General features: G+C 70.0%; 2 protein-coding genes. One reads left to right on the top strand and one right to left on the bottom strand.

Features of this window, described 5'->3' with window-relative positions:
• The first annotated feature begins 266 nt into the window (after positions 1 to 266).
• Positions 267 to 533 (top strand): helix-turn-helix domain-containing protein, encoded by a 267-nt coding sequence (locus tag MKK75_RS18600; RefSeq protein ID WP_244044018.1) that lies wholly within the window; start codon positions 267 to 269, stop codon positions 531 to 533.
• Between the two features lie 26 nt (positions 534 to 559).
• Here the strand turns inward: MKK75_RS18600 and MKK75_RS18595 are convergent.
• A partial coding sequence (locus tag MKK75_RS18595) for a hypothetical protein (protein ID WP_244044017.1) occupies positions 560 to 769 on the bottom strand: 210 nt, incomplete at its 5' end.

The raw sequence follows: 769 nt of genomic DNA, 5'->3' as shown, positions 1-769 counted from the left end.
CCGTGTGTCGGTGGGCAAGTGCGGCGTGATCCGCGCAAACTGCTCGTCCGTCAGCCAGAACTGATCCATCGGCTCCTCCCACGGAAGCCGTGAATCACACCCAAGCCGTCCGCGCCACCATTATGGGTCCGGACGGTAGTGCGGCAGAGCCGTCAGCCTGTGCGATGAGAGGTTCTGTCTGACGCGGCCGGCGCGGCCGAGTAGCCTATTAAAATGGGACTATCAGTCCGTCGATTGTCAAGCCGCTGATCGGGCTTGCTCGCGCCATGGACGCGCGCGCGATCATCGGCTGGAACCTGCGGCGGCTGCGCGTCGAACGCGGGCTGTCGCAGGAGCGGCTGGCGCTCGCCGCCGGCATCGACCGGGCCTACGTCGGCCGCGTCGAGCGCGGCTCGGAGAACGTGACCATCACCACCTTGGAGGCGATGGCGCAGGCCCTGGCTGTGCCGGTTGCCGACCTGCTGGCCGCCCCGCCGCCGGGGGCGGCGCGACCGCAGCCGTTGCGCGCCGGCCGCCGGCCACGGGCAGAGTGACCGGTAGCCCGACGTGGCCCTGCCCCTCACGATCCGATCTCGAGGTGTGGGGCGACCCGCACCAGTAGGCCCCAGGCGACCGTGACGGCGTCGCACGTGTTCGGGGCGAGGTCGTCGCGCATCAGTTCGGGCGTGGTCAGGAGCCGCAGCAGGACGGTCGTGAGATCCGGTACCGCGGCGATCAGCTTCGCGTCGGCCAAGCGCTGGATCCCGGTGGCGATGTGCAGGCAAGATCC

The sequence above is a fragment of the Methylobacterium sp. J-030 genome (genome assembly GCF_022829545.1).
In the GTDB taxonomy this organism is placed as follows: Bacteria; Pseudomonadota; Alphaproteobacteria; order Rhizobiales; family Beijerinckiaceae; genus Methylobacterium.
Note: the sequence above shows the minus strand (reverse complement) of the source record. Positions and strands in the feature narration are given on the sequence as shown.

What these genes read in the sequence shown, in the direction of transcription:
- MKK75_RS18600 (WP_244044018.1), top strand. Translation starts at nt 267, where the DNA reads ATGGACGCGCGCGCGATCATCGGCTGGAACCTGCGGCGGCTGCGCGTC.